Source organism: Francisella noatunensis subsp. noatunensis (genome assembly GCF_009823375.1).
GTDB lineage: Bacteria > Pseudomonadota > Gammaproteobacteria > Francisellales > Francisellaceae > Francisella > Francisella noatunensis.
Genome location: NZ_WBSX01000133.1, coordinates 1 through 4,533, shown reverse-complemented (window position 1 = coordinate 4,533; position 4,533 = coordinate 1). Strand labels below are relative to the sequence as shown.

Below are 4,533 nucleotides of genomic sequence, written 5' to 3'. Positions count from 1 at the left end.
TAGCTTTTTAACTTTACAGGATAGCTTATGATTATTTGAAGTTCTGCGGCTTTGATATAGCTTCTGTGCTATCTCAGCATTATAGTCACTATTTATACTAGTGCGATTAAGTTCCTTTTTTATAGCTCTTTCACTATAGCCAATTTTATTGGCTATTTGAGATGTTTGGTATCCTAATTTAAGTAATTCTTCTATGCAATATCTATTTGAAAGAGTTAAGTGCTTTGGCATTTTTTAGTTCCTTATCGTTTATTTTAGTTTCGTCAAAACCTAATAAACTATATTTGGAACTCTCTTTCAACTATTTAAAACTTTCAGAATACAATCTAGCAACTAAAACTCTTAAATTGTTTGTTTTACCACATTTTAATAAAAATCTTTTTTGTCTATAATATCTGCAAGTTTTTAAATAAAGGATAAATATGCAAATAGTTGATCAAATGAGAGATCAGGCTCTTGAAGAGTTAAATCTTGTCAGTGATAAAAAATCTCTAGATGATATTCGAGTAAAATATCTTGGTAAAAAAGGTGAATTGACAGGTATGATGAGGCTAATAGCTACACTACCTAATGAAGAAAAGCCAAAGCTTGGTCAAGCTGTTAATATTGCAAAAGAAGCACTTCAAAATGCTATTAATGAAAAATTAGCAAAATTTGAAGAAGCAGAACTAAATGAAAAATTAGCAAGTGAAAAAATTGATGTTACATTAAAAGGAGTAGGGCAAAATCAAGGTTCTCTACATCCTGTAACAAAAACACTTAATCGTATAGAAGCTTTCTTTAAGCAAAATGGTTTTGCAGTAGAAGTAGGACCTGAGATTGAAAGTGATTATTATAATTTTGAGACTCTAAATATACCATCGCATCATCCAGCTCGTGCTATGCATGATACTTTTTATATTGATGATACTCATGTACTTAGAACTCATACATCAGGTGTTCAGATTAGAACAATGGAAAAGCAACAGCCTCCGATTAGGATTATAGCTCCAGGTAGAGTATATCGTTGTGATTCAGATATTACACATACACCTATGTTTCATCAGGTGGAAGGATTGCTTGTAGATAAAGATGTTTCATTTGCTGATCTAAAAGGTTTGTTACATGCTTTTCTTAACTCATTCTTTGAAAAGGATCTAAAAGTAAGATTTAGACCATCATATTTCCCATTCACAGAGCCATCTGCGGAGGCTGATATGGAGTGTGTAATGTGCGATGGCAAAGGCTGTAGAGTTTGTAAACACACTGGTTGGTTAGAGGTTCTTGGTTGTGGTATGGTGCATCCTAAAGTATTAAAAGCTGGGAATATAGACTCTAAAAATTACCAAGGATTTGCCTTTGGTATGGGTGTTGAGAGATTATCAATGCTTAGATACGGTATTGATGATTTAAGAATGTTCTTTGAGAATGATCTAAGATTTTTGAAACAGTTTTAATTATTATTTGAGGTTTATAAATGAAATTTTCACATAATTGGTTAAATGAATATCTAGGTGATACTCAAAATAGCCAAAATTTGGCAGATACTTTAACTTTAGCTGGATTAGAAGTAGATGCAATTGAACCAGTTGTCGCAGAGAAAGTCAGTGGTGTTATGGTTGGTCAGATCAAAACTATCAATAAACATCCTGATGCTGATAAGCTCAATATTTGTACTGTAGATGTAGCAGAAGGTGAGTTTCTAACTATAGTTTGCGGTGCTAGTAATATATATAAAGGCATGAAAGCACCAGTTGCAAAAATTGGAGCTGTTCTATCAGGTGATTTTAAAATCAAAAAATCAAAGCTAAGAGGACAAGAATCTTTTGGGATGATGTGCTCAGAAGAAGAGCTTGGCTTAGCTGAAAAAGCGGATGGCTTAATGGATCTACCTGCAGATGCTCCAATTGGTGTTGATATTAATAAGTATCTAAATTTAGATGATAATATTATCGAAGTTGATCTAACTCCGAATAGAGCCGATTGTTTGAGTGTATATGGTATAGCTCGCGAAGTTTCTGCACTTACAAAAACAGAACTTAAAGATTTGGAAATACTAGAGCCTAAAGTAACTATTACAGATACTAAAGATGTTAATATTACTGCGACAGATGCGTGTTATGCATATTATGATTGTATTATCAAAAATGTAAATAATAATGTCCAAACTCCATTATGGATGGTTGAAAAACTAAGAAGAAGTGGTATTGGAAGTATTTCATTTTTTGTAGATGTGACGAATTATGTATTGTTACTAACTGGTCAGCCAATGCATGCTTTTGATTTAGATAAGCTAGATGGCAGTATAAATGTTCGCTATGCAGATAATAATGAACAACTGACACTTTTAGATGAAACAGAAGTTAAATTACAATCAGATACTTTAGTAATAGCAGATGATTCAAAAGCTCTAGCTATAGCTGGTGTAATGGGCGGTTTAGATTCATCAATAACTGATAGCACTACTAGTATATTCTTAGAAAGTGCATTCTTTGTACCAGAAAAAATAGCCGGTAAAGCGCGTAAATATAATCTACATACTGATTCATCACATAGATTTGAGCGTGGAGTTGACCCGCAACTAGCTACAAAAGCGATGAAAATAGCTATCAAATTAATAAATGAAATAGCAGGTGGTGAAGTCGCTCCAATCCATGGAGCAGAGGATTTACAAAAGTTAAATAAGCAAAACAAAATTACTCTTTCTATCAAAAAACTAAATCGTGTATTAGGTACTGATTTTGATATAGAATATGTAACAGAAGTTCTTAAAGCATTACACATGGATGTAGAAACAAGCTTTGATAGTAATTGTATAGAAGTATTACCTCCTTCATATCGTTTTGATATGGAAATACCTGAGGATCTAATAGAGGAAGTTGCTCGTGTATATGGTTATTCAAAACTGCCAGAAACTATGCCTAAGTATGCGGCAACTAAGATAAATATTTCAGAAACAAAGCAATCTTATGATGTTTTAAACTCTAGATTAGTTGATAGAGGTTATCATGAAGCTATTAATTATAGCTTTATAGATCCTAAGTTTGATGAGTTTTTCTTTAAGCAAAAGGGTATAGCTATTAGAAATCCAATTTCTCAAGACTTATCTATAATGAGACAATCTTTGATACCTGGATTGATCAATTCATTTAAGGCAAACACATCACGTCAACAAAATAGAATAAGAGTATTTGAGAAGGGTGCTTGTTTCAAACTAGAGAATAATCAAAGAGTTCAATTTGATAGAGTTGCAGGTTTAGTTTATGGAGAATTGCTGAATCCGAACTGGTCTAATACAAAAAAAGTGGACTTCTTTGATATTAAAGCCGATATTGAGGCGCTTTGTGCCGACATTGCTGATCTAAACTTTGAAGTATGTGATGATGTTAATTGGCTACATCCTGGCCAATCAGCTTATGTGCTTGCTGGCGGTAATAAGATTGGTGTTATTGGTGTAATTCATCCATCAGTTTTAAAAACTTTCCAGATTAAAGCTAAGGCTCCTATAGTGTTTGAATTAAATTTGGATGTTTTAGTTAATAAGAAAATACCTAGTTTTGAAAAAATTTCTAAATATCCCTCTGTATCAAGAGATATATCATTCTTAGTTGATAAATCTGTACTTGCTGGAGATATTATCAAAGCTATCAATGACCTTAATATAAACATATTAAAAGAAGTAAATATTTTTGATATCTATGAGTCTGATGAAAATGCAAGAAAGAGCATAGCTTTAAGCATGCTTTTCCAAGATAATGGTAAAACTTTAGATGATATAATTATAAACCAAGCTACAGATTCTACTTTATCTATTCTAAAAGATAAGTTTAACGCAGAACAAAGAGTTTAGTTTTATGTTAGAATGAAAATACATAATCATACTCTAAAGGATGAGTAGATGTTATTTCTAGCTGTTTGTTTTATCATCACAGGGATGATTGTTGGTATTCTTTCAGGACTTTTTGGTCTTGGTGGAGGGTTAACTATAGTTCCACTTATGATGGTATTTATATCGGTATATGAGCCTAGCTTTAGTGCTAATGCTATGCATATAGCAGTTGCTACATCTCTTTTTGTAATGATATTTACTTCAACTATTACAACATATTTACATCATAGAGCCAATAATATAATATGGAGAGTGGCTATTCCTATAAAAGCTAGATTGTATTCTGAAAGTTTTAAATAGTTGAAAGAGAGTTCCAAATATAGTTTATTAGGTTTTGACGAAACTAAAATAAACGATAAGGAACTAAAAAATGCCAAAGCACTTAACTCTTTCAAATAGATATTGTATAGAAGAATTACTTAAATTAGGATACCAAACATCTCAAATAGCCAATAAAATTGGCTATAGTGAAACAGCTATAAAAAAGGAACTTAATCGCACTAGTATAAATAGTGACTATAATGCTGAGATAGCACAGAAGCTATATCAAAGCCGCAGAACTTCAAATAATCATAAGCTATCCTGTAAAGTTAAAAAGCTAATAATAGCTTTGTTAAAAAAGAAGATATCTCCGGAACTTATTTGTGGTAGATTAAAACATGAGG

Annotated in this window: 5 protein-coding genes; 4 read left to right on the top strand and 1 reads right to left on the bottom strand. The window is 32.0% G+C overall.

The window, feature by feature from the left end; all coding sequences use genetic code 11:
- A partial coding sequence (locus F8C69_RS09205) for a helix-turn-helix domain-containing protein (protein WP_159183974.1) occupies positions 1–231 on the bottom strand: 231 nt, incomplete at its 3' end.
- 191 nt (positions 232–422) lie between these two features.
- On the opposite strand from F8C69_RS09205, the gene pheS reads away from it, so the two are divergent.
- The 4 genes from pheS to F8C69_RS09185 all read left to right on the top strand — a co-directional run.
- A complete protein-coding gene (pheS, locus tag F8C69_RS09200) occupies positions 423–1,436 on the top strand; it encodes a phenylalanine--tRNA ligase subunit alpha (RefSeq protein ID WP_159184962.1) in 1,014 nt (337 codons plus the stop codon).
- Between the two features lie 20 nt (positions 1,437–1,456).
- The gene (gene pheT / locus F8C69_RS09195) at positions 1,457–3,829 is read left to right on the top strand and encodes a phenylalanine--tRNA ligase subunit beta (protein ID WP_159184961.1); all 2,373 of its coding nucleotides are present in this window, start codon (positions 1,457–1,459) and stop codon (positions 3,827–3,829) included.
- A gap of 48 nt (positions 3,830–3,877) precedes the next feature.
- The gene (locus F8C69_RS09190) at positions 3,878–4,168 is read left to right on the top strand and encodes a TSUP family transporter (protein WP_234384114.1); all 291 of its coding nucleotides are present in this window, start codon (positions 3,878–3,880) and stop codon (positions 4,166–4,168) included.
- 70 nt (positions 4,169–4,238) lie between these two features.
- Positions 4,239–4,533 (top strand): helix-turn-helix domain-containing protein (locus F8C69_RS09185; RefSeq protein ID WP_159184960.1); only part of this gene is annotated, 295 nt, incomplete at its 3' end.